This window comes from Pseudoalteromonas sp. APC 3250 (assembly GCF_030407915.1).
In the GTDB taxonomy this organism is placed as follows: Bacteria; Pseudomonadota; Gammaproteobacteria; order Enterobacterales; family Alteromonadaceae; genus Pseudoalteromonas; species Pseudoalteromonas tetraodonis.
Genome location: NZ_JASDCM010000003.1, coordinates 106693 through 132568, shown reverse-complemented (window position 1 = coordinate 132568; position 25876 = coordinate 106693). Strand labels below are relative to the sequence as shown.

Below are 25876 nucleotides of genomic sequence, written 5' to 3'. Positions count from 1 at the left end.
GTGAAAAAACTAACAAAAGAGCAAATTTATAAACGCTTAAATAACGAAGAAGATGCTCGCGCGTGTAAGGCCATTGACGATAACGCATGCCAAGAAGTCCCCGGTAATTTTATTACTTTACTGCTAAGCCAACTGTTTAGTAAGTTTGCTGATGCGCTACTCAACCCCAAAGTAACGCTGCCGTGGTTAATGCAAAGCTTAAACGTGCCAGCGAGTTTTATTGCTTGGCTAGTACCTATTAGAGAGTCGGGTTCACTACTGCCGCAGTTGGCCATTGCTGGCTTTATCCGCCAATTGCCTATTCGTAAATGGGTGTGGGTTATTGGCGCTATTGTGCAGTCTTTATGTATTTTGGCTATGGTTGGTATCGCGTTTACACTTGAGGGCAAGCTTGCGGGTTACGCCATTATTGGTTTATTAATTTTATTTAGCTTAGCTAGAGGGTTTAACTCGGTGGCCGCAAAAGATGTGCTTGGAAAAGTTATTCCTAAGCAACAGCGCGGTAATATTAGTGGCTTAGCTGCCAGTATTGCCGGTTTTGCCACCTTAACGTTTGGCTTGCTCATGTGGTTTTTTTCACAACAAAAAGATCAAAACACCGTCATTATAGCCTTAGCACTCGGTGCAATAATGTGGGTGATCGCGGCTTTTTTTTACAGCAAAATAAATGAATATAAAGGGGCAACCGATGGCGGTGAAAATGGCTTGCTTCATGCGTTTTCTAAACTTAAGCTGCTTTATAAAGATAAACAATTTGCCCATTTTGTTGTTACCCGTGCGCTACTTTTATGCTCAGCTCTAAGTGCCCCTTTTTATATAGTTTTAGCCAGTAAACAGTCTTTTGAATTTTCTCTGCTTGCCACTTTTATTGCCGTTTCTGGCTTTGCTAGTTTAGTCTCGGCGCCTATTTGGGGCAGGCTCAGTGATTTATCTAGCCAGCGTGTTTTAGTGCTTAGCGCTATATTAGTCACATTTAATGGCTTAGCCGTATTTGTTATTGCCACTTGGTATAGCGCACTACTGCTAAATTGGTGGGTTATGCCTATATTGTATTTTTTACTCTCAGTCGCACACCAAGGCGTGCGTTTAGGGCGAAAAACTTACCTTGTTGATATGGCTGAGGGCAATAAACGCACCGATTATGTATCGGTAAGTAACACGGTAATTGGGGTGTTATTACTACTTCTGGGTAGTATAGGTTTACTCGAGGCTTTTTTATCAACCGCTGAGCTAATTTTACTTTACAGCACCCTTGGTTTTTTAGGTGCTATAAGTGCATTCTTTTTACCACAAACCGAATAATAGGTTACCAACATTGCTTTATAACTGTGGGCGCTTTAGTGCAAATTTGTCTTTCGTGGTACTAAAATAATCGCCGCCCATTTTACCCACCGCATCTAAACGCGTTGGATCAATATATCCGTTCACTAAAACGGTGTCGTCGAGGAAAATACCCACCACATCTAACAGCATCATTTGCCCACCGCTTGGCTCATCTGAAATAGTAATCACCTCTCGCAACTTACATTCATAGCGCACTTTTGACGCAGCAGCACTTGGCACACTGACTAATTGGCTGGGGGTACGCTGTATATTTGCAGCATCAAATTCACTCACGTCACGTGGATAGTTAGCGCAGCTTTGGTTCATTTGATCAACAAGCGAATGGCTAACAATATTAACTACGCACTCTTTGGTAGCGAGTAAATTATTTAACGTATCTTTATTTGCATTATCGCGAGGGTTTACCTGCGTGACGCTTAAAACCGGCGGGTTACAACTAGCAACAGTAAAAAACGAATAAGGCGCAATATTAGCAACCCCCTCCTCACTTAACGTACTTACCCACGCAATCGGTCTTGGGCTTATACCGCCCACTAAGTAGCTATAAACAGAGTGATTGCTATTATCGGTTAAATCTAAAAACATGGTTTCTCACTTTTAATCTTAAAAAACTAAATCGGAAAATCGCTACGCTGCGTACAAGTTAAATAATTACTTCATAGCATTTTTAAATAATACATTGAATCCATGCGCATAAAAATAAACATAGTCTGGTTTAAACGTGACTTACGCCTAAGCGATCATCAGCCTTTAAAAAATGCGTTTAGTAACGGCCTGCCTACCCTCTTAATTTATAATTTCGAACCTTTACTGCTTAACGATGCGCATTACAACGAGCGGCATTGGCGCTTTGTATATCAATCTATTTGCGACTTAAACACTCAGTTGGATCGCTTTAACAGCCGCGTATATATATTTAATGAAGATATGCAAACCTTGCTTGAATCGCTTCACTCGCAGTTTGAAATCACAAACCTCTTTAGCCACCAAGAAATAGGGCTAAACAATACCTTTGAGCGTGACATAGCAATTAAAGCCTGGTGCCAACACCATCACATTAACTGGTTAGAGTCGCCAACGGGGGCTGTGATACGTGGCAAAAGAAATCGCAGTAATTGGAACGAGCGCTGGCAACAAACCATGCAAGCACCTATTGCTATACCTAATTGGAAGCAAATAAAACCACTTACCCTTACTGATTATCAAGCACCTATACTGCCGAGCGCCTACACGCAAGATAATGAACATTTTCAGCACGGGGGCCCTCGACTTGCCCGTGAAGTAATGCAAAGCTTTTTTGCTGAACGCGGTAAGAGTTATCAAAAAGGAATATCCAGCCCAAGCTTAAGCCGTACGCATTGCTCTAGGTTATCGCCCTATTTAGCGTGGGGAAATATCAGCCTGAGGCAAGTGTATCAAATGGCGATTGACGCATACCATAGCACTTCTGCTGATAAAAAAGGCTGGAAGCGCCCACTTGCCGCGTTTGTATCGCGCTTGCATTGGCATTGCCATTTTATGCAAAAGTTTGAAAGCGAATGCACCATGGAATTTAAAGCGCTAAATCCGGGTTACCATGCATTTCCGTATCGTGATGACGCCCAGGTTACTAGCGATATTGAACGCTGGGCACAGGGGCAAACTGGTATTCCTATTATTGATGCCTGCATACGCTGTTTAAAAGCCACCGGTTATATTAATTTTAGAATGCGCGCTATGCTAGTTAGCTTTGTAACGCATCATTTAAACATCAGCTGGCAACAAGCAAGTTTTCCGCTGGCTAATTACTTTTTAGACTTTGAACCGGGAATTCATTACCCACAAATTCAAATGCAAGCCTCTGTCACCGGTATTAATACTATTCGTCATTACAACCCAATAAAGCAATCGGAGGATCAAGACCCAACCGGTGCGTTTATAAAAAAATGGTGCCCTGAACTTGAAAAGCTCCCCATTGAATATTTACATCAACCTTGGGAGCAAACGCCCATGGAAGCGCTATTTAACGACTTTAAACTAGGTGAAGACTACCCTGAGCCGATGCTTGATTTAACCACCGCCTCAAAAGAAGCCCGCGAACGGCTATGGCAATACCGAGAGCGGCCCGATGTAAAACGCGCCATAGGTAAAATTCTTAAAAAACACGTAGCTCCGACTCAAAAAATCACCCGTGTAAAACGCAAAACTCGCAGTAACAGCAATAAAGAGAACACCTAATTATGGCGCACAAAAAACTTAACTTACCGCAAAAAATTTGCCCAGTATGCAATAAGCCGTTTGCGTGGCGTAAAAAGTGGCAACGAGATTGGGATAACGTTATTTATTGCTCAGAGCGGTGCAAACGCAGCAAATAGCCGCTTATAAAAACCAATACACGCATATTCGCTTTAATCTCACTTTATATCTTACATAGCTGTTATAGTGGTTAACGTTTCAACTTGTTATTCAATGCAAGTTAACACTCTACCCTCTGCCTGCTCAACATTCATTATACCTAGCACAGCTAATTAAAAGAACACCCTTTACCAAGCCTTATTTTACAGCCATGGCGTGAGCTTGCCTGTAAAACCCCTCTTTGTTTGTTAGCGATGTAGCATTATTCGTTTATAAACTCAGCATACTTTAATCAAGGATATAGCATGAGTGAATTAACTATTGGCGTAATTGGAACATCACGTAAAACATATGAAAGACGCTACCCTATTCATCCTGCGCATTTAATGCGTATACCTGAAAAACTCAGAAAAAAAATGATTTTTGAGCAAGGTTATGGCGCGGCATTTAATATGAGCGACGAAGAAATTGCAGCACTGACAGGCGGCATTGCCACCCGCAGTGATATTTTAACCCAATTAGGCACCGTCATTATTGCCAAACCAGTGCTTGCTGATTTACAAGAGCTTAAAGAAGGCGGCACAATTTGGGGCTATGTACATTGCGTACAACAACAAGCAATTACCCAAGCTGCCCTTGATAGAAAGCTTACTCTTATTGCCTTTGAAGACATGTTTGTATGGTCACCACAGGGGAATGTGGGCCGTCATACTTTTTATAAAAACAATGAAATGGCTGGTTATTGTGCGGTGTTACATGCTCTGCAACTAAAAGGCATTGATGGCCATTACGGTAATCAACGTAAAACCATTATTTTTAGTTTTGGCGCTGTTAGCCGAGGCGCTATTTATGCATTAAAAGCTCATGGTTTTAGAGATATTACAATTTGTATACAGCGCCCCGATCATCAAGTGCGTGAAGAAGTACTTGATTGTCATTATGTTAAAGTACGCCCAGGCATTGAAGGCGAAGCTCGTATGATAGTGGTTGAGCACGATGGGTCGCAGCGCCCGCTTACTGAGCTTATTAGCGAAGCTGACATTATTGTTAATGGCACCTACCAAGAAACCGCAAACCCCGTCAATTTTGTGATTGAATCTGAAGCCGATTGCTTAAAACCCAATAGCCTTATAATAGATGTAAGTTGTGATGAAGGAATGGGATTCTTTTTTGCAAAGCCAACAACATTTAAACACCCGATGTTTAGCTATAAAACCACGGATTATTACGCGGTTGATCATACCCCTAGCTACTTATGGGAAAGTGCAACGCGCTCTATTTCTGCCGCGCTCATTGTATACTTGCCAACTGTTTTAGCCGGTCCAGAGCAATGGCAAAAAGACGAAACCATTCGCCGCGCTATCAATATTGAACACGGAATAATTAAAAACAACGCTATTTTAGCGTTTCAAAACCGTGAAAGCGCCCCGCCTTATCACCTGCAAATAGCTGATATAACCTAAATTCGGGATAATAAATAATCCCAAACATAACGTGAACCTTGTTTATTCAATTATTTGGCTTCTATTTTGCAACTATCTATGTAAATAACGCTTTTTAGCTGTTTTACCGTGTAGTGTTTACAACGTATTGCAAACACTACACGGTATGACTAATTAACCTAAAAAGCCTACACCCTCAACAAGGAGAACATAATGACGATTAAAAAATCTGCAAGTTCAACATGGTCTGGTGATATTAAAAAAGGGAAAGGTTATATCTCAACGCAAAGTGGCGCATTAGATAACCAGCCGTATGGGTTTAATACCCGCTTTGAAGATAAGCCAGGCTCAAACCCTGAGGAATTAGTGGGTGCAGCACATAGTGCCTGTTTTGGTATGGCTTTATCGCTGGCACTTGGTGAAGCGGGCTTTACCGCTGAGAACATAAACACCGAAGCAGTGGTTAGTTTAGACGAAGTGGATGATGGCTTTGCCGTGACGCACATTGCCCTTGAAGTAAATGCAACCATTGCAGATATTTCAAATGAGCAATTTCAAGCATTGTGCGAACAAACCAAAAAAGGCTGCCCTATCTCAAAATTATTAAATACTGAGATTTCGCTTAACGCCACACTTAAGTAAATACCTAGTGTATTAAGCTAGGCGCAAAGCGCTTAAAGCTCATGAAAAGTAAGGTTATGCGCATGTAAAAAAGCCATAACCTTATTGCTACTTTTTCATTAATCATAGAAATAAAGGCACTGTTTAATCGCAGTGAGTTACAAAAAGGTTAAACAAAAACAGTTAAATAGATTATGTAAAATATCAATACTTTGTTAGGATTAAGGGCAGGCTTAACCACACCTTATTTTGTAGGTTAAAACAAAGGGTACGATGAATGAATGATAAATCACTAAATTGCGAAAAAGTATCTTGTAGCAATTGCGTTGATTCGAATGAACTAGATTTTGACTTTACCATGGCATTTCAGCCTATTGTAAATTGTCAAAATAATACTATTTTTGGATATGAAGCACTTGTCCGTGGTTTAAATAATGAATCGGCCTACTCTATTATTTCTCGTGTTAACGATACTAACCGCTATACGTTTGATCAGTTATGCAGAATTAAAGCGATTGCACTTGCATCAAAGCTAGGTGTAGATTCGATGCTTAGTATTAACTTTTTACCAAACGCTATCTACAAGCCAGAGCGTTGTATTCGTACCACCCTAGAAGCCGCTAAAAAGTATAACTTCCCTACAACAAATATTATGTTTGAATTTACAGAAGTCGAAAAAATAGAAGACAGCGCACATGTAAAACGTGTTGTGAGCTATTACCAAGAATTAGGCTTTAAAACAGCCACCGATGACTTTGGTTCAGGCTATTCTGGATTAAACCTATTAGCCGATTTTCAAACTGATATTATCAAGCTTGATATGGCGCTGATCAGAGATATCGACAAAGATAAAAATCGCCAGGCAATCGTAACTCACTGTTTAAACATGTTTAGCGCGCTAAATGTTACAGCTCTGGCTGAAGGCATTGAAACCGTTGAAGAATATCAGTGGTTAAAACACGCAGGTATTGAGCTAATGCAAGGTTATTTATTTGCAAAACCTGGATTTGAATGCTTGCCAGAAGTTGATTTTCAATAGCACACCGTTGCTATAAAAAAAACCGCCGTTACGGCGGTTTTTTCGTATTAGATATAGGTTATATATCCAAAATTACATATTCCCCAGCTCTATCATCATTGCGGTGTACATACGTAAATTAAGTGCTAATTGCTCAAGGGTAATAAACTCATGTTCTGAGTGCCCGGTGTAGCGTTTGCCCGGCATAGATGGGCCAAACGACACGGCATTATCAAATAGCTTGGCATTTGTACCGCCCCCTATTGAAACAAAATCAGCGTTTTTATCACCCGTATAATGCTTAAAAATATCAAGTAGCTTTTGCGCATGGGGTGCGCTATCTAAAAGCATGGGCGTACCAATGGTGGTTTTAATGTTAGCTAACGTAACCTGATTAACCGTTTGCCAATTAGCAAGCGCAGTATCAATTTGTTGTTTAAGTAACGTCTCATCTTTACCAACCGGACGGCGAGCATTGACCGCTAAAGTAAGCGCATTACCCTCACGTTCAATAACCGTAGGCGCTACGGTCATTGGCCCCATAAAGTCATGTTCATAAGCAATTTCGCCAAACTGTTTACCGTGAATATCTAAACCAATAAGCTGATTAACAAAATCAATGAGCTGGCCATCACTATTGTTTTCAAGCTCAACGTTTTTAAATATTTCAGCTAAATAAGCAATGGCGTTAACGCCTGATTCCGGTTCAGATGAGTGAGCCGACATGCCTTTAACACTTATGGCCAGCGCGTTATTTTGCTCTGTAAAATTAAATTCAACTTGCTTAAGTGTGTTAGCTTTTGCTTTTAATTGATTAATTAATGTTTCGTTGGCGTTATGTAGTAATAGGCTGGCATCTTCAGGGATTTGACTGGCAAATGCGCCGCCGGTTACATCACTGACATACACACCTGTTTGTGGTGATGTTGCATCAAATGTTGGCGCAATTAAGCTCCAGCCTTTTTCAGCAACCACTACAGGGTATGAGGCATCAATGGTTACCGCATACTTTGGTTGCTGATAAGTTTTCATAAACTCAGTTAACGGCCCCCAGTCAGACTCCTCCGCTAGGTAAATCATTAATTCAATACGATTATCAAGCGCTATGCCTTTATCTTTTATCGCCTTCATGGCGTACATTGCAGTCGCAATAGCGCCTTTGTCGTCTTCGGTACCACGGCCAACCAACTTACCCACCTCTGAGGTGTCAATAATAAATGGGCTTTGCTTCCATTTGCTGGCATTAGCAGGTTGTACATCGCCATGAGTTACTATGGTTACCTTTTCAGTTTGTTGCCCCATACCAATAAGTACGGTGTAACCTAAATCTTGATAATCAAAACCAAGCTCAGCCGCTTTCATTTTTAGTAACGCTTTAAAGCCAATAAAGTCGGGATTTTGTGGTGCGCAAACATCACTTTTATTGACCGTTGGAAAAGACACCAAATTTGTTAGTGTATGTACTTGCGCACTTTGGTAGGTATTTACAGCGTAATCAGCCACGCTGTCATTAATTTTATTTAATTGTGCATGAGTATTAAAGGCCAATAAAGCGATACTAGCTAAAGCTAACTTTTTCAAAACAAATCCCATTTAATTAACAACTAAGAACCATAATTATAACGCCCTTGTTTAATAACAAACAACGCTTTGCGACAGAGCGTAAAACCGCCACTATATTTATCTAACAGCTTTACTAAAGATGCCTGTATAATGCGCACCTTAAAATTACGGGGTTAATCATGAATCGCAGAAAAAAGATCATTACAAAGTTTAATAACAAAGATAAGCGCGCAAATGCAAAATTACATAAAAGTAATAAACCTGCTTATGTGTCTAAAGCTGAACGTGAAAAATTAGCATTACTGGCTCAAGAACAGCAAATAGAGTCTATAAACGATGAAACATGTTTATAAATCAATAAAAACAAAAGCCTGGAACAAAAGTGAAATAAAAGTTAATAAATAGTTGCAAACTAAACACCTAACTGTAATATTGAACATTCAGCAATAATGCTGAAACACACCAATAATCACTTAGGAGGCATAAATGAACAAACTATTTATTATCACTCCTAGTGCTCCTCAAGAATGTTCTGTCAACTATCATTTAAGTGAATGGTTCGACGAATAAAAAAACCTGAATAATTTAAAAGCAATAATGCCTCGCAGTAGGAAGGCTTCTATGTAATTAAAATTCAGGTAACAATAATGAAAAGAAAACTCTCAATTCTTAATGGATCACTAGCCGCATGCATGTTTTTTTCGTTTGCAAGTAATGCTTGTTTAATAAACGAAGTTGAATCAAACGACACTGAAAGCAATGCAAATTCCCCACTTTGTAGTAATACCGCCGTTGCAGGCTCGTTGAGTCGAAATGATACTGATTGGTTTAGATTCGAACTAACGCAAACCGGACCTATTGAAGTTAATCTTGATCATCATACTCGTGATGACTTTGACTGGGCATTATATCAAGAAACGGGTTCGGCCCTAGCCGAAGGAGCGACCAGTAATGTACCAGAAACAGGCAGTTATAACGCGCAATCAACGGGTACTTATTATGTAAAAGTAACGCGTTACTCGGGTACAGGTTGGTACGATCTAACAGTCAATTTTGGTGAAGGTAGTAACACCGGTGGCGGAAGTGGTAACGGTGATTGTGGCTATAGTTCTCGCCCTGCAAAACCAGGTTCATTACAAGCATATTTACAAGGTGGCAGTGCTGATTCATGTAGCACATTAACAGCTGATCAAGGTGCTGTATTACTTATGGGTGGTGGCAGCGATGTTGATCAAGCATTTAGTAATCGCGTTGCCAACCATGTTGGCAGCGGTGCCGATGTTGTTGTGCTTAGAACCTCAGGTACTGACGCCTACAACGATTATTTACTGAACTTAATTAATGCCGACTCAGTAGAAACACTGATCATTGATACTCGCAACAAAGCAAATGATGACTATGTTGACTGGGCTATCCGCAGTGCCGAATTTGTATGGATTGCAGGCGGTGACCAATCTGATTACCTTAATCAATGGCAAGGTACAAAAGTACAAACCGCTGTGCAACACGTTTTTGATAAGGGCGGTGTCGTTGGCGGAACGTCTGCAGGCATGGCATTAATGGCAAACAGCGTGTACGACCCGGATGGTGTTGCTGGTGCAGTATCCGATGAAGTAGTCACTGACTTTTGCCATGAGACACTTAACTTCAGCAGTCGCTTTATTGATGTGCCTGTTTTAGACAATAGCTTAACCGATACGCACTTCCAAGAACGAGACAGAATGGGGCGCGCCATCGTGTCTTTAGGCCATCACAGCAATCAGTACTTTTCTATTGCAGCCAGTGAGGCAACCTCACTGTTCATCGAGGCCTCTGGTACAGGTGTTGTTGACGGCAGCAATGAAGTTTACATCTTCAAAGAAACCGCTAATACGCAAAGAGTGACATTGCAATGTGGCAGTGCTGTTAACTATCAAAATATTAATAGAGTAAAGCTACTACCTGGTGATAATTACAATGTGGTTAGCCACACTCATAATGGTATGCAACTAGACGTGAGCATTAATGGTAATAACAACAACTTCTACTCCCCTATCAATCCTTATTAATCCCCCCAGTTAAGAGCCCTTTGGGCTCTTTTTTAACTGTCGCAAAAATAATAATTAAATAAACAAAAACCTGATAATTACCTATTCGTTTTATATTCAAGCCACTTTGAAGCCAAAGGGTTAAAATAATGCGTATAACGGATCGCTACATAGCCAACCACAGCGCTTGCTACTAGCAATTCAAATACCGCTAAATGGTGTATTTGATTTATAAACTGCATATCAATATTCATCGTTTGCATCCAATCTGCAAGTTTAAATAACGCCGTAGCACCAATAACCATGGGAAAGGTAAATGCAGCAAACCCTGGGCAAAATGTGCGGCGCAGTAATTTAAAAAAGGCAGTGTAAATAATGAGTGTCATTAGTATGGCAATACCAAATAACCCCCCAATAATCACTGGTGACGGTTGGGTCACCACAGTGAAATACCCCGCTAACGATAAACTTGCTGGCGCCGCTAAAATAGCCAGTGTAGGCTGTGCAGCATCAGGAATTTGCTCAGCAAATATTATCCGATAAATCATTATCGGCAGCATAACTGCGTACATTAACATGCCAAAATAAAGTGCCCCTTGCGCTAAAAATAGCAGTGCAGGATTACCCGAGAACGCGACATCGGCAACAATAATCCCCACCGGTGGTACAAACCAACTTGGCACCATGTGTTCAATTTTAAACTCACGAACACGATGAATAATAAAGCTCAGTAAAAATCCCAAATGCAATAAAAATGCGCCTACCCAAAGCACATCCCCTGCTAATGGATTAACGTGCTCTAACGAATTAGATACCACCAACGTTGCCATAGCAAAAGTAGGCACCACACTGCCTACAACAGGGTGCGCTAAGTCGGCTTTTAGTAATTGCGGGTGCAGTAAAAATTTTAAGCCAAGTATTAACAATAATACGCTTGCAATTGCCGCCCCAGTGTATTGCGCTGCGCCATTTACATTGAACATATTTTCCCAAGCCCAACCAAGGCTGGCTATGCCTAATGCTAATCCGCCCATTGGGGTGGGTGCGGTTATTACTTTGGCTTTTATATAATTAAACATGTTTATACTCCACTCTCACTGTTTATCTTATAAAGAAGTTTAACCTTGCATTTTGTTTAGTTAAATCTAATTATATAGAACACACGTTCAGAAAAACTAAACACCAAGCTCATGAATATTTCTCTTAAACAACTTAAAGTGTTTGTAGGTATTACCCAGCATACAACGCTTAGCGCAGCCTCAGAGCGACTTTACTTGTCTAAAGCGGCACTCAGTATGGCGCTTAGCGAGCTTGAAAAGCAGTTAGGTCACCCATTGTTTGATCGGGTAAATCATCGCTTAATTTTAAATCAAGAAGGGCAAAAATTACTGCCCTTGGCAGATGAATTACTGCACAGAGCAAATGATATTAATACGCTTTTTTCGTCCCACGCAAAAGCCAGCGGCACGTTAAAAATAGGTGCCAGCGATACCATTGGTAATCATGTGTTACCCTCTATACTCAGTGGATTTCGCCAACAACAGCAGCATTATTCTCAGCAGGTTTTTATTTCAAATTCTGAGCTTATTTGTCAAAAACTGCGCGACTTTGAACTCGACATTGCATTAATAGAAGGCCATGCCCAGCAAAGTGACTTAGTCTCAACCGTGTTTAGTCAAGACACCATGTGCATAATTACGCCGCCATCCCACCCTTTAGCTAAAAAACCACAGCTTAGTTTTAATGACTTAGCAAACAGTCAATGGGTATTAAGAGAGACCGGCTCTGGCTCACGCTCATTCTTTTTACAAAACCTTGCTACGCATATCGATAATTGGAGCCAAAGCTTTGAGCTCAATACCACAGAGGCATTGATCAACAGCGTTGCAGAAGGGTTAGGACTGGGATGTTTATCGTCACTCGCGGCACAGTACGCTTTAAACGATGGCCGCGTTACGCAGCTTAACTTAAACCACTCCATGCAAAGACAGTTTTGGTTAGTGATGCATAAAGACAAATACAAAAATCCGCTGCTAACGCAGTTTATAGATTTTTGTCACAAGCAGAATTAAAAAATTAATAGTCATTAACTGTCAGATTCGATTAACCAAAAATCGAATCTGACAGCTCACACTAACTTACTCTCTCATCTTAAAACGCGTAACTCATAGCCAAATTAATAGAACGACCCTGTCCTGCTAATTGATTGAACCCCTGCGTTGAATCTTGTTTAAACTCAGCAATGCTTACGCCGCCCAGTGGTAATTCATAATACTCATCAAGCAGGTTGGTAATATCAACACTCACAGTCAATGCATCCCAACTGGCTTTTGAGCTTAAATTAAGTAAATGATACTGCTCGGTTTGGTTTTCTAGGCGGTTGCTATCTACGCGGGTTTTACTATCGACCCACTGCCACGTGAGTGCGTTTTCAAAGCGGCCTATTTGCTGGTTAATCGCAAAGTAGGTTTGCAGTGGCTTAATTTGATAAAGCGGCTGATTGGTATCGTCGCGCTTACCACGGGTATTGGTAATGTTAGCTTTTAACGACCAATTACCATACTGCTTAGACTCGTGCAGAATAGCAACCGCATCTAGCTTTACTCCATAAAGCGTGGCATCTACGTTATTAAACATAAGTACATTACGAGTATTGGCAGCAAGCGCTGTGCGGTTAAAGCTTCTTACTCTGTTGACGTCAATATAATCATTTACATCGCTCACCCACGCATTAGCACTGATACGCCAGCTGTCGTCTTTAGCCATACGGGTATACGTAGTGCTAAGCGTATGTGCGGTTTCAGGTTTAAGGGCAATGTTACCAATATAGCCATTACCATCGCCGTACCAACCTATCATGGTGGTGGCCATATTGCCCACACCCCAACTGTAACGTTCGTATAAATTAGGTGCGCGATTTTTACGAGCTAAACCAATTTGTAATTCGTCATTATTGCTTAGTTGATAGTTAATCAGCACGTTTGCATCGACTAGGTTGTCTGTTTGTTTTTTGTTCTGACCATTAAACTCTTTAGCGGCCATTGCATCGCTTGGCATCGCCATGGCCATCGCACTCATAGCGGCCATACCTGCGTTGTATGCTTGTACATCGTCGGTATTGGTTATTACATTTTCAAATCGAACGCCTGCATTTAACCACCAGCGAGTATTTAGTTGGCTTTCATATTCAGCAAGCAGGGCAATACGCTGACGCCGGCCGTTATTAATATTGTTGTAGTCATTTGGCCCCATCATCATTGAGCCTTCAACCGCAGGCCACCAATCATCAATATTCATATAATGGTACTCTTGGGCGAGTAATAACTGGCTGTTGTTATCAAGCGCTAATCGCCATTTTAACTGAGTGCTTATATCTTCGGCGTCGGTTTTCATTGGCATTTTTCCGGTTTTTTCTGCGCTGAAAAAGCCCATTTCATGCTTTACGCTATGCCAATTTAACTGCGCTTCAAGCTCACTGTTTGTAAAAGCACGCTTATACTGGGCAACAGCGCCATAGCTGGTGTTATCTGTCATATCCATATATTGGTTAGCAAAGCCTTGATAGGGTATTTTTTGATGGCTTAGCTTAACAACTAATTGTTGCTTATCATCGCGCATGGCAGCACTTAAACTATGGTTTTGCGCGCGGTACAGGGTATCGAGCACTAAATCGCCGTTACCATCTTCATAACTGTTAGCATCGCTAAACGCACCTTGATAATTAAAACTGAATACGTCGCTGGCAATGCGCATGCCCGCGCCTACCTTTTTGGCGTTATCTAGCGTATTGTATTGGGCTGATACGTAGCCAGAGTGCCAGCCAAGTTGCTTGCTTTCACTGTACTGAGGTGAAATAGAATTAACCGCGATCACCCCTGCAATATTATCGCCTCCCGCGCTTACCGGAGAAATACCTGCAACCACTTTGTAGCTACTAATTTGATTGGCTGAAATATACGACAGTGGCGGGTTCATTTGATTGGCACAGGCGGCGGTGATTTGCGCTCCATCGACCAGTACCGCCACTCTATCGCCCATTAAACCATTTAAAACAGGTAAGTTAGCCATGCCACCGGCGGCTGAAAAGTCCACACCTAAATCAGTTAATAACGATTCAGATGAACCTAACGATAGGTGTTTGTTTTGTGCTTGACCGTGTACTTCAATCACTTCAATTGAGGCGTCATCTGCAAAGGCAACAGGCGATAGTACGCCACTTATAACAAGTGCCAAAGGCGATACTAAATAGGAGGTTAGGGGATTTTTTTTATCAGTCATTATTGATTTACCACAAAAATTTTGTGGGTAAATTATACGTGCTGCGGCAAGTTAAAAAGCGCGACATATTGTCGCACTTTGTTAATTTTTAACCCTGTTCGTCATCAAAAATGTCTTCTATTTTAAGTTTAAACAACCTAGCGGCCTTAAAAGCCAGTGGCAAGCTGGGATCGAACTTGCCCTTTTCAATGGCATTAATCGTTTGGCGCGATACATCCAACAGCTCGGCCAACTTTGCTTGAGTGAAATTATGCTCGGCTCTTAACACTTTTAATCTATTTTTCATTCATCACCTGCGCAATAGTGTTTATTAAGCACATACACACTAATTAAATACACCGCCCCCATTAAAAACATTAAGTCGGGTATTTGCGCTTTAAAATCAATTAAACCACTCAATTGTAAATTGGTGTATGCCAGCCCGCCTACTAACACTGCACCTAAGGTAAACCCCATGGCACTGAGATGTATTTTTTGCATTAATTCATCCATGCCTTGCAAATAGCGCTTGTTGGCTAAAATCATCCCTACGCCAGCAGCCAAATTTATAATAATAAAAAAGCCACTAATTAGCGCTGAACGATCCCAGATTAAAGTGGGGCCAAAGCTGCAAATAGCTAAAGTAAAAAGCCATATTAAGGTCCATTTAGCTAGGTAACTGGTATTTTTAATTTGGCGTTGTTTTAAATTTAATTCTGCTTTCATTGCCTTTATCCTGTTTTTAAAAGTAATGCTTACTTTACAAATATCATTCATACCTTACAAAAAGTCAAGTTAACATTACATTTTAAATTTAACACTGCTTATTTTTGATTGCGTTAATACTTTGCTGAACTTACTTAACCATCCTTTGGTTGGCTTAAGTTAAATTTTATTCATCTTAAATTATGGTTTAGTCCATGACGAAAGAGAGCTTTTAATTTAAAATGCACGCCTCTTTACTCCTCATTTCCACATTCAACTAAATAAGCGTGTGTGCTTTATTTTTAAACGCACTGGCATTTAGTTTGTTATTAAATTTTATTTATTATCTTCAAGGATTTTATATGGCCGTTGATACTACATCGCCGTCGGGTCAGCCCAATAGAACCGCTATTTTAATTGTGCTGGCGTTGGGTACTTTTATTTTGGGGTTATCTGAATTTTCTATGATGCCTATGTTGCCATTAATTAGTGAGGCATTTGGCAGTACCCCGTCACAAAGTGGTTATGCTATTAGTGCTTATGCTCTTGGGGTGGTGGTTGGCGCACCCATTTTAATGTTGGCAACGGCAAATATGCGAAAACGACGAGCGCTATTATTATTTTTAAGCTTAATGTGTATTTCAAACAGTTTAAGTGCATTAGCGACCTCGTTAGAACAACTGGTGCTGTTTAGGTTTTTAAGTGGCCTTCCCCATGGCGCTTATTTTGGTGCCGCGTTATTACTGGCCTCTGATATAGCACCGCAAGGAAAACGCGCTAGCTTTATGTCAAAAGTGTTTATGGGCTTAACCATAGCCACTATCGTTGGTGTGCCGGTGGTGACATTGGTTGGGCAAAATCTTAGTTGGCGTTATTGCCTCGCTGCGGCTGGGGTGTTGGCGTTTATTGCCTTTATTTTTGTGTATAACGTGGTGCCTAATGTTAAAAACACCCATACATCTAACTTACTCAACGAATTAGGGGTGCTAAAAAACAAACTGGTTTGGTCAATATTAGGGATTGTTATTATTGGCTTTGGTGGCGTATTTTGTATTTATACCTATGTAGCCGATACGATCTTAGAGGTCACTCAGAGCGCGCCCTATACAATTTCAATTGCTATGGTGATGTTTGGTATTGGCTCTACGCTCGGTAACTACGTACTTGGTAAAGCTGCCGATAAATCAGCGATAAAAACCACCGGATTTACGCTTGCCTCTACCATTGTTTTTGCATTTGCATATGTCAGTGCCAGCTATAATATTTATCTGCTGTATGCGGTTATATTTTTTATTGGCTGCAGCTTAGGGCTATCAACCTTAGTGCAAACGCTGTTAATGGATGTATCACCTGACGGCCACGCCATGATTGGGGCATTAGTGCAGTGTGCGTTTAATATTGCAAATGCTATTGGCCCTTGGGTTGGCGGCATTGCTATTGCAAAAGGGGCAGCGCCAAATCAAACAGGCTATGTTGCTGCGGCTTTATTTTTAGGTGGGCTGTTAATGTGGCTGCTTAGTTATATACAAATTAGCGGCAACAAAACTAAACAGGCACAGCCTTGTTAATAAAAACAAAAAGAGCCGCTAAGCGGCTCTTTTTACATTTTACTCTTTAGCGTATTAAACGCTAATAGATGACATATCAATAACAAAACGGTATCGCACATCAGAGCGTTCCATACGCTCATAAGCGGTGTTAATTTCGTCTATGTTGATCATTTCACACTCTGGCAGTACGTTGTGCTCACCACAAAAATCAAGCATTTGCTGTGTTTCTGCAATGCCGCCAATTAACGAACCAGCCACACGACGACGACCCATTAAAAGAGGAACTGTGTTTAGCTCATCTACTGGGCCTACTTGGCCAACAATAACCAAGGTACCATCGATATCAAGTAGTGGTGTGTAAATTGATAAGTCATGCTTTACAGGCACGGTATCAATAATGACATCAAACGCTGACTGCGCATTTTTCATTTCATCATCATTGTTTGATACTAAATAATGCTGTGCGCCGAGCTTAATTGCATCTTCTTTTTTAGACTCAGTACGACCAATAACAGTAACGGTTGCACCCATTGCTACTGCATTTTTAACCGCCATATGACCTAATCCACCAAGACCTACCACTGCAACACGGCTACCTGTTTTTACACCCCATTTATGTAATGGTGAATAAGTAGTAATACCGGCGCAAAGTAACGGCGCCACGCGCGATAATTCTAAGTTTTCAGGCACTGATAATACAAACTCTTCGCGTACTACAACGTGTTTAGAGTAACCACCTTGAGTCATTTCGCCGTTAACTCTATCGGTCCCGCTGTAAGTACCGACCATGCCTTCACGACAAAATTGCTCTTCGTGATTATCACATTGGTCACAGCTTTGGCAGGAGTCAACCATACACCCTACGGCAACGGTATCGCCTTGTTTGTATTTTTTTACATCACTACCGACTGATATTACTTTACCTACAATTTCGTGCCCAGGAACTAATGGGTAATTACTACCCCCCCAGTCGTTACGCACTGCGTGTAAGTCTGAATGGCACACACCACAATATAAAATTTCTATTGCTACATCGTTATTTCGTAAATCGCGGCGCTCAAAAGAAAACTCTGTAAGCTCAGAACCTTGGCTTTTTGCTGCATATCCGACTGTTTTCATAATAACTCCATAGTTTATTAAAAATCATCCACAGTATGCATTGTCAGCTATGAACATAAGCTGATCATGTGCAACTGCAAATAGCCCCATAAAGTGCAGGGCTGTTTATTAGTATTCAATTATTCCACAACAACGGCATTTAACTCGTCAATCAGTGTTTTAATACGCTGTGCATTTTTACCTAAATCACTTTTACCAATGCGTGATTTACTACGTATGTCGACCACACGCTTACTGCCTTTATCGTTAATACGAACCACAACATCGTCTTTAAAGCCAAACCAGGTCGTGGTGTCTGTTGCTTCAACAATGCCATTATTAACATCACTATTAACCAGTTCCCAGCCTAAGTTTTCCATGGCTTTAGTAATTGCTGCCACCAGCTCTGTTTGGGTTTGGTTGTACTCGAGCGGTTTTAGTTCTGGGTACGCTTCACGTTGCTGCGCTGCCGTTTCTTCACCCGCGTAAGCAACAGGGTTAGGTGCATCAGCACGCAAAGGCACAACCGCAACAAACTTAGGTGGGTTAATTAAATCGGTAGAAATATCATGAATTGGCGGAACACTTTTTGCTGTATTCATCATGTTAATCGGCATTGCAATCGCAACAGCTGCAAAAATAACCGTGACCACTGCACTGGTTAGGCTCACTGTTTTACGCATGAATAGCACTTGAACTAATAATAAGGCTAATGCTGCCCCACCAACATAAACGCCTAATCTAAAACCAGCAAAGGCAGTACCTAGTTCAACAATATTAAATTTATAAAGAGGTCCCGGTAGTACCACCATTAAAAAAGCGATAAGCCCAACTAAGGTCACTAAATGTTTCATTGCCTACTCCGTTATTGTTATATGGTTATTGTTTTTTAAACAGCTTTATACTGTTAACACTCCAATTTAGATTACTATGACCGATAAGTATCTATAAAGTCATAATTTATTGCCCTTTTAAAGTAGATAACTTGACTCCTTGGTAAAAATCAACAAACTACGGGGGTAAAATTATCAGGGTATTATTATTTATGAAAACAGAGATTAGTTACCGGTTTGAGTCATCACAAGTAGCCAACCGCTTTTTACACGAATTAAAAGATTGGCCAGTCAATGACGTAAAAACACGTCTTTTTAATGGCGGCGACAGCGTTAAAGTAAGCTACGAATATGATGAAAGCGGATTTGATTATACCGTTGCCGAACTTGATGATTTAGCCGAGCAACACGGCGGACAAGAAGTATCGAGTTAAGATACTTATACCTTCGCTCAATAACCACAACACACTTTGTAGCCATGCCTACATTGTAAACTTTAAGCTTACAAAGTTATGTAGCAATAGGTATTACACAACGTATTAAAGACCCCATACCTACTTCACTTTCAACCTCTATAGTGCCATTGTGCTCTTTAAGTACATTGTAAACTATAGCCATTCCCATACCAGTGCCTTGGCCTACGGGTTTAGTGGTAAAGAAGGGATCGAACATTTGTTTAAGTGTATCAGCGTCCATTCCACAGCCGTTATCTGCTACCTCTATGTAAATATTGTTTTCATTGGCAAACAGCTTAACTCTTATTTTTCCTTGCTGATCGCGCAAATCGTCGCAGGCGTGTTTGGCATTAATTAATAAGTTTACAAACAGTTGTTTCATCGATGATATATTACACCGTGTTAGAGGTAACTTTTCAATGTGTAACTCTATAGCACACGTCCCTAGCTGGTTGTCGAGTAGTTTTAGTGTGCCATTGAGTGATTCTGTAATATCTGCCATTGCAGTTACGTTGTCTTTTAGGCTTGCAAAGTCGACAAGGTTACTAACAATATGAGCGATACGCTCTAATCCCTCTTGGGTATCATCAACTAAGTCATCAATATCGTCCACAATAAAGCTTAAATCGTTCTCTTGATTGAGCTGAACTAAAATAGACTCCAACTGCGATACTGAAATCGATTTATCTACAAATTTTTGAGCCGCCGTCATTAACGAAACCAGCACGGGCTTTATAAATTTTATACTTTCTACATTACTGGTTATATAAGCAAGCGGGTTATTTATTTCGTGGGCCATCCCAGCAGAGAGTGTCCCTAGCGTGGCCATTTTTTCACTTTGCATTAAGGTTATTTGTTGGTTTTTGACCGTTTCGAGCTTTTCTTCCAGCTCTTGATTAACAATAAACAATGCCCGTGTTTTGTCTTCTAGTAGGGTTTCTAATTGATCTCTGGCTGATTTTTCGCGCAAATACGCTTTTTTATAATTGTAGTCGTCTTCAGCCATGGGGAGTCTCATATTTTATTTCAATTAAACACGAATCAAACCCATCATGCATGCACTGAGCATGATTAAGTTTAGCATCAACCCCATAATGAGCCGCAGCACCAAAAATAAGCCCTTCGGCGCACATACAAAGCTGTCGCTTAGAGTTGTAACGCATTAAAATAAACCCGTCTTCAATAATTTGGGCGTCAATTTCAGGTAAATTAGGCTCATGATAAAGCTTAGCTACTTCAACATGAATTACTTTATCAATACTAATAATGAGATCAGCAAAACAATTAAAGTTAGCAACAATGCCTGGATGACGTGCCTTTAAGTGAGAAAATAAATACTCTCCAAAGGCCTTTAATACCTCTGGCATAGACATAGAAAGTGCAGTTGCTACATCTTGTGCCAAACCAACTATTTCTTCATCTGGATAACTTTCTGCAGAAATATAAACACGACCCTCCGGTGCATTCTTTTCAAGCAAGTCGTCCCATGCTGCCATGCCACATTTTTCAATAACCAGTGCCTCAAGCCCTCTAAAGATAACGCCTTTCATGCATGTTCCCTCTATTATCACTTTTAGATTGTTAGCTGCATCTTCAATTAGTTACAAACGCTTGCTACCTTACTGCTCATATGTACACTAGGGTAATAAGTCTTACCCAGTAAAATATCAGCATTAAAGTAATAATAGTTTAGTCGCTTGTAAAACGCCCAAAAATGTTCGTTATTTGTATGGTCAACATTTAACATTAAGTGACATTAAGGAAGCGTGATCACATTCTGCTTTTTACTCTATTGGTGGCAAGGCTATTGGCAGGATCGTCTGGCCAAAAGTGCTTGGGGTAGCGCCCTTTCATCTCTTTTTGTACCTCGCGGTAACTACTATTCCAAAAATGTGCTAAGTCTTGGGTTAACTGTAGTGAACGCTTGCCTGGCGATAACAACTCCATTAGCAATGCTAATTTACCGTTAGCTAGCATAGGTGTACTGGTTAAACCATATACCTCTTGCATGCGCACACTAAGCTTGGCAGGTCCATCAAGTTGGTATTCAATTTTTATGTTAGAGCCACTTGGTACTGTTAGTCGCAGTGGGAGTAAAGATTTTAGCTCGCTTTGCTGTTGCCAATTAAAACAGTTTTGTAGTGCCTCAAAATAATTAAACTTTTTAAGTTGCTCAAGGGTTTTAATATCTTCAAGGTATACTCCTAACCAATCACCTGCTGTTTCAATGAGCTGCTGCTGATTAATAACAGGAAACTGTTCTGGCATCAATTTGCTGGCTAGGCACATTCTAATAAGTAACTGCTCACTTTCTTTTTGCTCGTAAAACAGTGAAAAGCCCTGCTTGGCAAACACACTAAGCCATGCCTTGGCACGCTCTGTTTTATCAAGCTTATGTTTACTTGGTTGGCTGCTAAGGGTAATTTCTCCAAGTTTTACTTCATCTTGATGAATAAACCTAGCAGCTTTTTCATCAAACTCGCAGCGGGTCAACTCAGTGAATAAATGCGGTAAATACTCTTTAAGCGCTACTGGATTTAGCGCCGTGGCCGCAAAAACTCGCCCGCCTTTGTGTCCGCCCATACTGGCAATAGCTATATATTCGTCATTATGCCAGTAGTCAGGGTTTAGCTCGGCGCCTGCGCCATTAGCAAGTAAGTAGCCATTACCGCGTTTTTTAGCGATCCGATCTGGATAGCCAAGCGACACTAATAAGCTTAAATGATCGGTGTTTAAGTCTGTTTTGCTGTCGGTAAATTTTAAGCGTTTTAACCAATAATTTAATTGTTGCTTATACACAGGATGCGGACGCTGCTGTTGACTATGCAGTGCTAGATTAAGCTCATTGGCAGTGTTAACTCGGCTTTCTAGTAAGGCGACTAAATAAATAGCTAAGCGATAAATTCCGCTTAACTGTGGTTCTAGCATTTGCGCTTTTAGTAACATATGCGCTAGGCGAATATCAGCACCAAAGCCCAACATTTTACTCCCCAGTGCGGTGAGCTTACCGTGGCTATCTATCGCTTCAAGCATAGATAATAAATTGGTAGCTTGGTTGCATTGTTGCTCACTCGGCGGGTCAAGTAAGGTGAGTTCACTAATGCTTGCGCCCCACTGCTTCGCCTCAAGCATCAGTTGGCTAATATCTGAGGTAAGAATATCAGGGTTATCGTGGCTGTTTCGTCGCTCAAAAGTTTGTTTTGAACCTAAACGATACACAACCCCTGGTTCTATTCGTCCTGCACGCCCTGCGCGTTGTACTGCCGATGAACGAGATATACTTTGAGTCGTCAGCTCAGTTACACCGGTTTTTAAATTAAAGCTGGCTGCACGGCGCTTGCCGCTATCAATCACAATTCGAATGCCTTCAATGGTTAAGCTGGTTTCGGCAACATTGGTGGTCAGTACTACTTTTCGCATCCCTTGAGGCGCAGGTGCTATTGCAGCTTGTTGATTGGCTTTATCTTGCTCACCAAATAAAGTGGCGACTAGGCAGTTACTAGGTAAGTCGCTCAATGCTTGTTGCACGCGCAGTATTTCTCGTTGGCCGGGTAAAAATACTAGCGCACTGCCGGTTTGCTCATTGAGTGCTTGTTTTATAATAGCGGGGATGGCATCAAGCCAGCGGCTTTCATCTTTTATTGGGCAATATATTTCGTCAATCGGGTAACTTCGCCCGCTTGACTGAATTACTGGACAATTAAAAAACGCAGTATAACGATCGCTATCGAGGGTGGCCGACATCAGCATAATGGTTAAATCTTCACGCAGCGCCGCTTGCGATTCTAAAGCAAAAGCCAGCGCGGTATCTGCTGCGATAGAGCGCTCATGAAACTCATCAAAAATCAGTAAATCAACATCACTGAGCTCAGGGTCATTTTGTAACATGCGTGTCAGCATGCCTTCGGTGACTATTTCAAGGCGCGTGTTCGCACTTACTTTACTCTCACCTCGCACCCGTAAACCAACACTTTGTCCAAGGGATTCGTTTTGGCATTGGGCTAGGTAATTGGCAATATTACGTGCAGCTAAGCGCCGCGGCTCCAACATCACTATGTGTTTATAATGCCCATCGCGCATAAGCTGTAATGGCAACCACGTTGATTTACCTGCACCAGGCGGCGCTTGCAGTAAGGTGATTGGGTTGGCTTTTAATGCATCAATAAGTGAGTTATATATTTCTTGAACCGGCAGCACGCTATTTACCCTAAATTACTTTGTCGCCATTGTAGCAAAAATTAGCAGTTATTTATGTAGGGTACGACTATGTGCTTGGCTGATCATTTCATCTAATATTTTAGCTTCTTGTTGCTGCGCTTGGCTTTGAAAAGCGCGGTGCCTGTTGCTTACTATCCCTTCTATGCCTTTGGTAAAGCTCATTTGCTTAAAACAAGCTTGCTGTTGAAGTAATTCATCTTGCTGTGAATCATTAATCCGCGCTTGTTGCTGCGCTGACAAACCAGACAAAATGCGTTTCATCCCTGATAAATTTTGTAAGCTTAGCGCCGAGCTCATTTGCTGGTTTTTATCCATACTGTTTATGTGCTGCTGTAGCTGCAATAGTCGCTGCTGCTCTAAGTTACTTCTTTGTTGTAATTGAGTTTGCTCGGCCAGCATTTTATCTAATTTTTGTTGTTGTAATCCTAAAAATTTATTAAGCATTCAGTTCACCCATCACTGCATTTAACTGATTCACTGACTGTGAAAAATCCACTTGTTCGTTCAATCCTTGGCATAAAAATGATTCGATTTGTGGATACAAATTTACCGCACTGTCGAGTTCCGGATCTTTACCTGCCTGATACGCCCCTAAAGGAATAAGCTCATGTACTTGCATATAGCGGCTATAAAGTTTTTTCAATTTATAACAAAAGCTCAATTGCTCATCGCTCACTATATTTGGCATTACTCGGCTAATCGATGAACCAATATTAATGGCCGGATAGTGCCCCTTTTCTGCTAAGGTGCGATCCAATACTATATGGCCATCAAGAATTGCTCGGGCGTTATCGGCTATTGGATCTTGTTGATCATCCCCCTCAGCTAATACTGTATAAATGGCGGTCATGCTGCCTTTGCTTTTTTCACTATTACCCGAACTCTCGACCAGCTGGGTTAATTTACTAAATACCGATGGCGGGTATCCTTTGGATGCAGGCAGCTCACCTACCGATAAGCCAATTTCTCGCTGTGCTTGCGCATAGCGGGTTAATGAGTCCATCAACAGCAATACATTTGAATTTTTATCTCTAAAATAGGCCGCCAGTTTATGACTAAGCTCGGCCGCTTTAATACGCAATAAGGGAGAATCGTCCGCCGGTGATGCTATTACAATGGCCTTTTTTAGCCCTTCTTTACCTAGGCTTTGCTCAATAAAATCTTTTACTTCCCAACCACGCTCACCGACTAGGCTTACAATAACTACATCGGCCGAGGTAAAACGGGTCATCATGCCAAGTAATTTACTTTTACCCACACCCGAACCTGCAAATAATCCTAACCGCTGGCCTTTACCCACACTAAATAGGCTATTAATAGCGCGAATACCCACATCTAACGGCTCGGTAACGCCTTTGCGCTCCAGTGGCGTTAAAGAATAATCGTTACCCAATTTACAAGCACTCATTGTGCTGTCTTGTTCAAGTGGGCCTAAGTTATCAATGGGTTGCATTTGCGCATCAATTACTCGCCCTAATAGCTTTTCTGAAATAGCCACATGGCTGTTTTTTATAACTGGTCTGACTCGCCCACCAGAATATAAATTTTGTATTTTTTTCAAGGGCATTAAATAGGCTTCATCTTGATTAAAACCCACAACTTCAGCGTCATACCAGTGACCGTCAACACTCTCAACTTGGTACTTTTCGCCCATAGCGAATTGCCCACCCGTCGCGGTAAGTGTTAAACCATTGACTCGTGTTAAACGACCATAGCTTTTAACTAATTCAGGCGGGGTTAGCGCTGTCAGCGCAGATTTTAAACTAGTGTGTAGGGGGTTAGTCATGTGGCTGCGCTTTGAGTATTTCAGGTATCACTTCACCCAGTAAGCTTTGTAGGCGCTCTGAAAAAGAAAACCGATGTGTTTGTTGCTCTGCCACCAGTTCAACGTCTCCACTGATCAGAGCCTCATCAAAGTAAACCGGCACCGAAAATTCAGCTAAACGCGCATCATTAAAGCAGTGGCGATCAGCCCCTGAGATCATAACTTTTGTTACTACATCGCGATTGCTAAGCAAGGTAATGGCTTTTTCAATCAGCTGTGCGCGTATTTCGGGGCGTACTTTTAGCTCGCAGTCAATAACGTGCTCTGCTAACGTGCTTATCATCAAGGCGATGTCTTGTTTAAACTCATCATTAAAGTTAAGTAGTTCGTTATTCGCTTTGTCGAATAAAGTGTTAAAACGTTCAATAAGCTGTGTTTTTTGCACTTCAAGACGCTCAGCAACACGCAACTCTATTTGTTGCTCCATTTGCTGCTCTAATTCGCTTTGCTTATTGGCAGCCCCTTGCGCGAGCCCTTCTTCATAGCCCTGCTGTAAACCAACACGCTGAGCAGCATCTAAACGCTCTTGCAGCGTTTGATGTTGCTCATTTTTATTTAAAGTGGGAAACCTAAATGCTTGACTCAT

25 protein-coding genes are annotated in these 25876 nt (G+C 41.2%); 11 read left to right on the top strand and 14 right to left on the bottom strand.

The window, feature by feature from the left end:
* Window positions 1–1302, top strand: a complete 1302-nt coding sequence (locus tag QL986_RS04525; RefSeq protein WP_290191264.1) for an MFS transporter — start codon at window positions 1–3, stop codon at window positions 1300–1302.
* An 18-nt stretch (window positions 1303–1320) separates the two neighbouring features.
* Here the strand turns inward: QL986_RS04525 and QL986_RS04520 are convergent, their stop codons facing one another.
* Window positions 1321–1929 carry a flavin reductase family protein gene (locus QL986_RS04520; RefSeq protein ID WP_290191263.1) on the bottom strand — a complete coding sequence of 203 codons (609 nt, stop codon included), beginning with the start codon at window positions 1927–1929 and terminating at the stop codon, window positions 1321–1323.
* A 102-nt stretch (window positions 1930–2031) separates the two neighbouring features.
* Between QL986_RS04520 and QL986_RS04515 the strand changes: the two genes are divergently transcribed.
* From QL986_RS04515 to QL986_RS04495, 5 genes are all read left to right on the top strand, one after another.
* Window positions 2032–3561, top strand: coding sequence for a deoxyribodipyrimidine photo-lyase (locus tag QL986_RS04515; RefSeq protein ID WP_290191262.1), 1530 nt, complete (start codon window positions 2032–2034; stop codon window positions 3559–3561).
* A gap of 2 nt (window positions 3562–3563) precedes the next feature.
* Window positions 3564–3698 (top strand): DUF2256 domain-containing protein, encoded by a 135-nt coding sequence (locus QL986_RS04510; protein ID WP_010391223.1) that lies wholly within the window; start codon window positions 3564–3566, stop codon window positions 3696–3698.
* A 285-nt stretch (window positions 3699–3983) separates the two neighbouring features.
* Entirely contained in the window at window positions 3984–5141 is a 1158-nt protein-coding gene (locus QL986_RS04505) for a N(5)-(carboxyethyl)ornithine synthase (RefSeq protein WP_290191261.1), read from the top strand.
* A gap of 192 nt (window positions 5142–5333) precedes the next feature.
* Window positions 5334–5762 (top strand): OsmC family protein, encoded by a 429-nt coding sequence (locus QL986_RS04500; protein WP_013464424.1) that lies wholly within the window; start codon window positions 5334–5336, stop codon window positions 5760–5762.
* 256 nt (window positions 5763–6018) lie between these two features.
* Window positions 6019–6780: an EAL domain-containing protein gene (locus tag QL986_RS04495; RefSeq protein WP_058154340.1), complete on the top strand. Its 762-nt coding sequence runs from the start codon at window positions 6019–6021 to the stop codon at window positions 6778–6780.
* 72 nt (window positions 6781–6852) lie between these two features.
* On the opposite strand, the gene QL986_RS04490 is transcribed toward QL986_RS04495, so the two are convergent.
* A complete protein-coding gene (locus tag QL986_RS04490; RefSeq protein ID WP_290191260.1) occupies window positions 6853–8340 on the bottom strand; it encodes a dipeptidase in 1488 nt (495 codons plus the stop codon).
* A 161-nt stretch (window positions 8341–8501) separates the two neighbouring features.
* On the opposite strand from QL986_RS04490, the gene QL986_RS04485 reads away from it, so the two are divergent.
* Window positions 8502–8675: a DUF2986 domain-containing protein gene (locus QL986_RS04485; protein WP_013464421.1), complete on the top strand. Its 174-nt coding sequence runs from the start codon at window positions 8502–8504 to the stop codon at window positions 8673–8675.
* A gap of 294 nt (window positions 8676–8969) precedes the next feature.
* Complete coding sequence (locus QL986_RS04480; protein WP_290191259.1) at window positions 8970–10370, top strand: pre-peptidase C-terminal domain-containing protein; 1401 nt, start codon at window positions 8970–8972, stop codon at window positions 10368–10370.
* Between the two features lie 77 nt (window positions 10371–10447).
* Here the strand turns inward: QL986_RS04480 and QL986_RS04475 are convergent, their stop codons facing one another.
* Window positions 10448–11428: a TDT family transporter gene (locus QL986_RS04475; protein ID WP_290191258.1), complete on the bottom strand. Its 981-nt coding sequence runs from the start codon at window positions 11426–11428 to the stop codon at window positions 10448–10450.
* A gap of 111 nt (window positions 11429–11539) precedes the next feature.
* On the opposite strand from QL986_RS04475, the gene QL986_RS04470 reads away from it, so the two are divergent.
* Window positions 11540–12421 carry a LysR family transcriptional regulator gene (locus QL986_RS04470; protein WP_290191257.1) on the top strand — a complete coding sequence of 294 codons (882 nt, stop codon included), beginning with the start codon at window positions 11540–11542 and terminating at the stop codon, window positions 12419–12421.
* 79 nt (window positions 12422–12500) lie between these two features.
* Here QL986_RS04470 and QL986_RS04465 read toward each other — a convergent pair whose 3' ends face one another.
* From QL986_RS04465 to QL986_RS04455, 3 genes are all read right to left on the bottom strand, one after another.
* On the bottom strand, window positions 12501–14627 hold the full coding sequence (locus tag QL986_RS04465; protein ID WP_290191256.1) for a TonB-dependent receptor: 2127 nt from the start codon (window positions 14625–14627) through the stop codon (window positions 12501–12503).
* An 88-nt stretch (window positions 14628–14715) separates the two neighbouring features.
* Complete coding sequence (locus QL986_RS04460) at window positions 14716–14913, bottom strand: helix-turn-helix transcriptional regulator (protein ID WP_013464415.1); 198 nt, start codon at window positions 14911–14913, stop codon at window positions 14716–14718.
* Complete coding sequence (locus tag QL986_RS04455) at window positions 14910–15332, bottom strand: hypothetical protein (protein ID WP_028835426.1); 423 nt, start codon at window positions 15330–15332, stop codon at window positions 14910–14912. The genes QL986_RS04460 and QL986_RS04455 overlap by 4 nt, the downstream gene beginning before the upstream one ends.
* A gap of 341 nt (window positions 15333–15673) precedes the next feature.
* On the opposite strand from QL986_RS04455, the gene QL986_RS04450 reads away from it, so the two are divergent.
* Window positions 15674–16879, top strand: a complete 1206-nt coding sequence (locus QL986_RS04450; protein WP_013464413.1) for an MFS transporter — start codon at window positions 15674–15676, stop codon at window positions 16877–16879.
* A 54-nt stretch (window positions 16880–16933) separates the two neighbouring features.
* Here QL986_RS04450 and QL986_RS04445 read toward each other — a convergent pair whose 3' ends face one another.
* Window positions 16934–17980 carry an NAD(P)-dependent alcohol dehydrogenase gene (locus tag QL986_RS04445; RefSeq protein ID WP_013464412.1) on the bottom strand — a complete coding sequence of 349 codons (1047 nt, stop codon included), beginning with the start codon at window positions 17978–17980 and terminating at the stop codon, window positions 16934–16936.
* Window positions 17981–18099: 119 nt separating this feature from the next.
* A complete protein-coding gene (locus QL986_RS04440; protein ID WP_013464411.1) occupies window positions 18100–18813 on the bottom strand; it encodes a DUF1499 domain-containing protein in 714 nt (237 codons plus the stop codon).
* A 191-nt stretch (window positions 18814–19004) separates the two neighbouring features.
* Here QL986_RS04440 and QL986_RS04435 point away from each other — a divergent pair, with 191 nt between their 5' ends.
* A complete protein-coding gene (locus QL986_RS04435) occupies window positions 19005–19226 on the top strand; it encodes a hypothetical protein (protein ID WP_008108632.1) in 222 nt (73 codons plus the stop codon).
* Window positions 19227–19302: 76 nt separating this feature from the next.
* Here the strand turns inward: QL986_RS04435 and QL986_RS04430 are convergent, their stop codons facing one another.
* The 6 genes from QL986_RS04430 to QL986_RS04405 all read right to left on the bottom strand — a co-directional run bounded on the left by QL986_RS04430 (window position 19303) and on the right by QL986_RS04405 (window position 25876).
* Window positions 19303–20253 carry an ATP-binding protein gene (locus QL986_RS04430; RefSeq protein ID WP_290191255.1) on the bottom strand — a complete coding sequence of 317 codons (951 nt, stop codon included), beginning with the start codon at window positions 20251–20253 and terminating at the stop codon, window positions 19303–19305.
* The gene (locus QL986_RS04425) at window positions 20246–20797 is read right to left on the bottom strand and encodes a heme NO-binding domain-containing protein (protein ID WP_290191254.1); all 552 of its coding nucleotides are present in this window, start codon (window positions 20795–20797) and stop codon (window positions 20246–20248) included. Before QL986_RS04425 ends, QL986_RS04430 begins: the two co-directional genes overlap by 8 nt.
* A gap of 220 nt (window positions 20798–21017) precedes the next feature.
* Window positions 21018–23444, bottom strand: coding sequence for an ATP-dependent helicase HrpB (gene hrpB, locus QL986_RS04420; protein WP_290191253.1), 2427 nt, complete (start codon window positions 23442–23444; stop codon window positions 21018–21020).
* 48 nt (window positions 23445–23492) lie between these two features.
* Complete coding sequence (locus tag QL986_RS04415; protein ID WP_290191252.1) at window positions 23493–23909, bottom strand: hypothetical protein; 417 nt, start codon at window positions 23907–23909, stop codon at window positions 23493–23495.
* On the bottom strand, window positions 23902–25251 hold the full coding sequence (locus tag QL986_RS04410) for a FliI/YscN family ATPase (RefSeq protein ID WP_290191251.1): 1350 nt from the start codon (window positions 25249–25251) through the stop codon (window positions 23902–23904). The genes QL986_RS04415 and QL986_RS04410 overlap by 8 nt, the downstream gene beginning before the upstream one ends.
* The gene (locus tag QL986_RS04405) at window positions 25244–25876 is read right to left on the bottom strand and encodes a FliH/SctL family protein (protein WP_290191250.1); all 633 of its coding nucleotides are present in this window, start codon (window positions 25874–25876) and stop codon (window positions 25244–25246) included. Before QL986_RS04405 ends, QL986_RS04410 begins: the two co-directional genes overlap by 8 nt.

Bases quoted from the DNA above. Each gene is read 5' to 3' on its own strand.
- QL986_RS04520 (WP_290191263.1), bottom strand. From the start codon at position 1,929: ATGTTTTTAGATTTAACCGATAATAGCAATCACTCTGTTTATAGCTAC.
- QL986_RS04515 (WP_290191262.1), top strand. From the start codon at position 2,032: ATGCGCATAAAAATAAACATAGTCTGGTTTAAACGTGACTTACGCCTA.
- QL986_RS04510 (WP_010391223.1), top strand. From the start codon at position 3,564: ATGGCGCACAAAAAACTTAACTTACCGCAAAAAATTTGCCCAGTATGC.
- QL986_RS04505 (WP_290191261.1), top strand. From the start codon at position 3,984: ATGAGTGAATTAACTATTGGCGTAATTGGAACATCACGTAAAACATAT.
- QL986_RS04500 (WP_013464424.1), top strand. From the start codon at position 5,334: ATGACGATTAAAAAATCTGCAAGTTCAACATGGTCTGGTGATATTAAA.
- QL986_RS04495 (WP_058154340.1), top strand. From the start codon at position 6,019: ATGAATGATAAATCACTAAATTGCGAAAAAGTATCTTGTAGCAATTGC.
- QL986_RS04485 (WP_013464421.1), top strand. From the start codon at position 8,502: ATGAATCGCAGAAAAAAGATCATTACAAAGTTTAATAACAAAGATAAG.
- QL986_RS04480 (WP_290191259.1), top strand. From the start codon at position 8,970: ATGAAAAGAAAACTCTCAATTCTTAATGGATCACTAGCCGCATGCATG.
- QL986_RS04475 (WP_290191258.1), bottom strand. From the start codon at position 11,428: ATGTTTAATTATATAAAAGCCAAAGTAATAACCGCACCCACCCCAATG.
- QL986_RS04470 (WP_290191257.1), top strand. From the start codon at position 11,540: ATGAATATTTCTCTTAAACAACTTAAAGTGTTTGTAGGTATTACCCAG.
- QL986_RS04465 (WP_290191256.1), bottom strand. From the start codon at position 14,627: ATGACTGATAAAAAAAATCCCCTAACCTCCTATTTAGTATCGCCTTTG.
- QL986_RS04460 (WP_013464415.1), bottom strand. From the start codon at position 14,913: ATGAAAAATAGATTAAAAGTGTTAAGAGCCGAGCATAATTTCACTCAA.
- QL986_RS04455 (WP_028835426.1), bottom strand. From the start codon at position 15,332: ATGAAAGCAGAATTAAATTTAAAACAACGCCAAATTAAAAATACCAGT.
- QL986_RS04450 (WP_013464413.1), top strand. From the start codon at position 15,674: ATGGCCGTTGATACTACATCGCCGTCGGGTCAGCCCAATAGAACCGCT.
- QL986_RS04445 (WP_013464412.1), bottom strand. From the start codon at position 17,980: ATGAAAACAGTCGGATATGCAGCAAAAAGCCAAGGTTCTGAGCTTACA.
- QL986_RS04440 (WP_013464411.1), bottom strand. From the start codon at position 18,813: ATGAAACATTTAGTGACCTTAGTTGGGCTTATCGCTTTTTTAATGGTG.
- QL986_RS04435 (WP_008108632.1), top strand. From the start codon at position 19,005: ATGAAAACAGAGATTAGTTACCGGTTTGAGTCATCACAAGTAGCCAAC.
- QL986_RS04430 (WP_290191255.1), bottom strand. From the start codon at position 20,253: ATGGCTGAAGACGACTACAATTATAAAAAAGCGTATTTGCGCGAAAAA.
- QL986_RS04425 (WP_290191254.1), bottom strand. From the start codon at position 20,797: ATGAAAGGCGTTATCTTTAGAGGGCTTGAGGCACTGGTTATTGAAAAA.
- QL986_RS04415 (WP_290191252.1), bottom strand. From the start codon at position 23,909: ATGCTTAATAAATTTTTAGGATTACAACAACAAAAATTAGATAAAATG.
- QL986_RS04410 (WP_290191251.1), bottom strand. From the start codon at position 25,251: ATGACTAACCCCCTACACACTAGTTTAAAATCTGCGCTGACAGCGCTA.
- QL986_RS04405 (WP_290191250.1), bottom strand. From the start codon at position 25,876: ATGAGTCAAGCATTTAGGTTTCCCACTTTAAATAAAAATGAGCAACAT.